Origin of the sequence: Methanoregula sp. (assembly GCF_002835825.1) — an archaeon.
GTDB lineage: Archaea > Halobacteriota > Methanomicrobia > Methanomicrobiales > Methanospirillaceae > Methanoregula.
The window spans coordinates 1-4,190 of the sequence record NZ_PIZH01000201.1 but is presented as its reverse complement, the minus strand read 5'-3'; the positions used below and the strand labels follow the sequence as shown (position 1 = coordinate 4,190).

4 protein-coding genes are annotated in these 4,190 nt (G+C 57.3%); 1 reads left to right on the top strand and 3 read right to left on the bottom strand.

Annotated elements, in window-relative coordinates; all coding sequences use genetic code 11:
* From CW742_RS08115 to endA, 3 genes are all read right to left on the bottom strand, one after another.
* A partial coding sequence (locus CW742_RS08115) for a phenylalanine--tRNA ligase subunit alpha (RefSeq protein ID WP_292418923.1) occupies positions 1 to 1,140 on the bottom strand: 1,140 nt, incomplete at its 3' end.
* Position 1,141: 1 nt separating this feature from the next.
* Positions 1,142 to 2,398 carry a tryptophan--tRNA ligase gene (locus tag CW742_RS08110; protein ID WP_292418921.1) on the bottom strand — a complete coding sequence of 419 codons (1,257 nt, stop codon included), beginning with the start codon at positions 2,396 to 2,398 and terminating at the stop codon, positions 1,142 to 1,144.
* A 9-nt stretch (positions 2,399 to 2,407) separates the two neighbouring features.
* Positions 2,408 to 3,418, bottom strand: coding sequence for a tRNA-intron lyase (endA, locus tag CW742_RS08105; RefSeq protein WP_292418919.1), 1,011 nt, complete (start codon positions 3,416 to 3,418; stop codon positions 2,408 to 2,410).
* Positions 3,419 to 3,710: 292 nt separating this feature from the next.
* On the opposite strand from endA, the gene CW742_RS08100 reads away from it, so the two are divergent.
* On the top strand, positions 3,711 to 4,190 hold a 480-nt coding region (locus CW742_RS08100; RefSeq protein ID WP_292418915.1), incomplete at its 3' end, for a 4Fe-4S single cluster domain-containing protein.

The window sequence follows — 4,190 nt, the reverse complement described above, 5'->3', positions numbered from 1 at the left end:
TTTCAAGTCGCGAAAGATCCCAAGAAGGTTTGAAAACGGTACTTTCTTAGCCATCACGATCCATTGGAGCTGCTCGAATTCTGCCAGGTGCGTGGTGTCGATCGTCTCGCGCCGGTACACCCTGCCAACGGCAAAAGCCTTGACCGGGGGTCTGGTGTGCTGTGCAAGGTGCTGGATGGAGAGGCTCGTCGTATGCGTCCGGAGCACGCATTGTTCCGCCTTCTCCTCCTTCCACACACCGCCCCAGCCGGTCGACGATGTCTCGCCTCCCGAGATATGCATTGCTTTGACGTTCTCGTACCCTTTCGGGAGGGGCAGCGTCTCATTCAGGTAAAAGGTATCCTGCATCTCGCGGGCCGGGTGGTCCTGCGGCTGGAAGAGGGCATCGAAGTTCCAGAAGGACTGCTGGACGATCTCACCGTAGAGCTCGGTGAACCCCATCTCAAGGAGAATCTCCCGCATCTCACCGATGATCCGCTGGTAGGGGTGGATCTTGCCGGGATACGCTTTCTTCGGCAGCTTGGTTACATCGTAGCGGCGGAGGTTTGCATTCTTCCAGGAGCCGGAGATGATCTGTTCGCGGGTCAGGGTGCCGGTCTCTTCGCGGAGGTCGAGACCTTTTTTTGCCAGCGCAAGTCCCTCCGGGGTTGCCGCAATGACATACTTCACGGTCTCGGACAGCTGGAGGATCCCGCGTTTGATGAGTTCCTGTGTCTTCGGGTCGGTAAGTGACGGCTTCTTCAGAGCGGCTTCATCGGTTTCGGTAGAGGCACCGGGAGTTTTTGTGACTGCAGTCCCCTCGACTTTGATCAGCCCTTTCTTCCGGAGCTGCCCAAAACCGATCCGGAACGATGGCTGTTTCTTGAGGTCCTCCAAACTAGTGCCCGGCAGGATATGGCGGAGGAGTTGTGTTTCAGGCAGACCATTTGCGGCATAGTCTTTTCCTTCCTCGGAAAACGTGAACTCCGTGGACACAATCCGTTCCACAGTGGCAAAACCCTTGTCCTGTGCAAGATGGGCCCACTGGACAACCGCTTCGGGAGTAGCGTCCATGACCGCGGCAAGGTGCCCTGCATCTGCTCTCTTTTCCGTTTCAAGGGTTGCAAGCAACCGTTTCTCGTTCTGCGTCAGTTCCGCCATCTTATATCCTGATCCTGTCCTTTGCTGCGTCCATCTTCTCCCGGAAGTCGTTTAAGAACACAACAACCCGTTCAGCCGTCTCCTTCTTGCACTGACCGCACGTTATCTCCCCGGCCGTGCACTTCCTCCGGATTTCCGCAAGTTCCGCATCGTCTGTCACCATGTGGAAGAGGTTGAGGAGATAGAGCGAGCACTTGTCAGGCTCGCCGCCCAGCCGTTTCTGCTCCTCTAATGTCATCCTTCCCCCGGTGATCGCGCTCATCACTTTCTTTCGCACCATTGCTTCGGGTTCATGGAAGGAGATGAAACTCTCGGGAACGCTGCTCGACATCTTCCCTCCTGTAAGACCCGGCATGAAGATATGGTATGTCGATGAGGGCGTGAAGAAGGCAAAACCCCCGCAAGCCCGCTCGATCTCCCGGACCTTTGCCTTGACATCGGTGCACTGCGCTCCCTTGATGTCAACATGCCCTTCGTACTTCTTGGCGTGCGGGAATGCCTTTTTGACCGCCTCCATGGCCGTTTCGGGTGCATTCTTCGACCTGACGCTGATATATCCATCACGTTCTTCCACGGTGAACATCCGCATCTTGTGGGCGATGCCGCGGGTGAGGCGGATGTGCGGGTCCTGGTCTACACCAACCGGGACCACCGTGGGTGCAGGCTCGCGGTCGATCTGCGGGTAGAGGATGTCGGCGACCTGCGTGATCACGCTGTCCGCGTGGGCAAGGTCCGTGTCGGGCCCAAAACCGTAGATTGCCGAGAGTTCCGAGAAGTTGACCTTGGTTGCCGCTTCAAAGGCAAGGTCCTTGAGCCGGTTATTCCTGCTCTGGAAATAGGTCTGCCCGTCAAAGCCGAGTGCATACAGGCAGGCGAGGTACTCTTTCCCGTACTCATCGCATTTCTCCCAGGTGAGGCCGCGGACCGCGTGTGCCTCGCGGTCGGCGATCGTAATATACCCGCTGCCCCCCTGCTGAACGTGCCAGACCACTTCCTTCATCACCATCAGGTGGCCGAGATGCGGGTGGCCGCTCGGCATGAACCCGGTCAGGATATGAAACGGCGATTTGTTCCGGATAGCCTTTGCAATGGGGAGGTAATCCCGGTGACCAACCACGATCCCCCGACGCATGAAATAGGGGATTTCCGGAAGCTCCGGCAGAACCGGTGCGATTGGATCGATACCAAACTCGGTGAAGGTCTTTTCGATGTCAAGGGACGGGGTGCTTGACCAGGGGTTGATCTGCGGTTCCTGCATGATAAAAGCTCACAGCTTGATCCGTGCGAATTCGACGAACTGGATTCCTGAAGAATGTACAGCGCCAAACAACATCTTCTTTTTGACACTGTGCGCCATCCGCACGGAACGGGAAATGACACTCATGGGAATGGCCGCCTCTTTCTCGACAGCGTGCACCAGCAGGTCCGAGTGGACGGAGGTCCCGCAGTAAACGCGGAAGTGGTGCCCGAATTTGTATCCCGTCCGGGGCGTGAACCCGTGGCGGCGTAGTTCTGTATAGACAGTATGTTTTAGGGTAAGCTCGCTGTCGCTCTCGCTTGCAAGGGCAAGGTACTCGGCAAAACTCATCCCCGCATCCCCCCGAATGAGCCGGATTGTTCCCCGGTCCATGAGGTAGAGGAGTTCCACGGGAGCGAGCATGAGCCGTTCCGGGTCAAGCCTCTTGCCAAACCCGGCCTTTTCGAGGCTGGAATCTGCTGTTGTCCGGACCATGGCCGATTTGCCGGTCAGCATTGCGTCCACAGGAGTGAGATCCGGCGGCGTGCAGGAAGCATCTGCCAGCTTCTGGAGCTTGATCTCGTAATAGGTCAGTTCCTGTTCGTCGTCAACGACTGCAAGGATGTACTGTTTGCGCATATTGCGCGAGGCTATCACTTCCTCGATCAGGCGTTCGAACAGGATTGGATCGCGTTCGGAGAGGACGCGGACAAGATAGAGCGACTCTCCTTTACCGGGCTTCTCCCCCCGCCGGAAGACCCGGAAGTCATGCGGCCCGGTCTGGACCACGTAACCCCGTTCCCGCAGGTCGCGGTACACGAGAAAACTCCGCATGACTGTGGGCTGATCGGAAAACTCGGCAAAGAGTGTGTCAAACGAGTACCCGGGCACTTCGATCTTCTGGCGATGGAGAAGATACAGGGCCTCCTGCGGGGAGAGCCGGAGACCGTCTCCCTCCGGCCTGCCGTACCCGCTCTGCTCGTAGAGAGGACGGCCTTCCCGCCCGGTTCGGATGGTGGATCCATCGAATGTCGCTTTCACTGCCGGATCTATTTCTCCCGGATGGTATTAAGGGCGCCTGACGCGCGATGCCAGTGACCGGAAACACTAGTGCAATGCCTCAGCGAAATCCTTATGCATTACAAAAGTCCGAATCGTTGCCTATAAAAGGGGGAAAATCGAACCTGTATAGTCCAATCGTATCTCATAAGTATGCTTATTTGCACGTCCCCGCGGATGAACACCATTCCGGGAAATCATGGGTAATACTATAGGATACACTGGTCCCCACACCGGAAATTTTTTCAAAGCCAGAAAGTTAGCGGCGAAAAAAATGGTGCACGAATACAACGACCCCGGATGCCGACGCAGGAGCAGGCTCAACCTCTCAGGGTATCTCCTGCATTCGACCGTAAACGGTCCCGGCACCCGGGCCGTTGTGTGGGTCCAGGGTTGCCCAATCCGGTGCAAAGGCTGCTTTAACCAGGCGTCCTGGCCCTTTTCTCCTGCGCATATTGTTCCTGCTGAAGAACTTGCCACCCGCATTCTTGCAGCGGACGGTATCGATGGCGTGACCTTCTCCGGCGGGGAGCCGTTTGCCCAGGCCGGGCCGCTCGCAGATGTGGCAGAGCGGGTCATCGATGCAGGCCTCACGGTCGTCACCTATTCCGTTGACACGTTTAAACAGCGGACCTCATCGCGCGATCCGGATTATCGCCGTCCCCTTGCGGTAACGGACCTTCTGAGTTCCGGTCCGTTCCGTGCTTGCCTTGCGGGTTGGGCCCCGGACTGTGGAAGCGCAAATCAGCAGGTA

Coding starts and splice junctions, on each gene's coding strand:
- CW742_RS08110 (WP_292418921.1), bottom strand. CDS start 2,398: ATGCAGGAACCGCAGATCAACCCCTGGTCAAGCACCCCGTCCCTTGAC.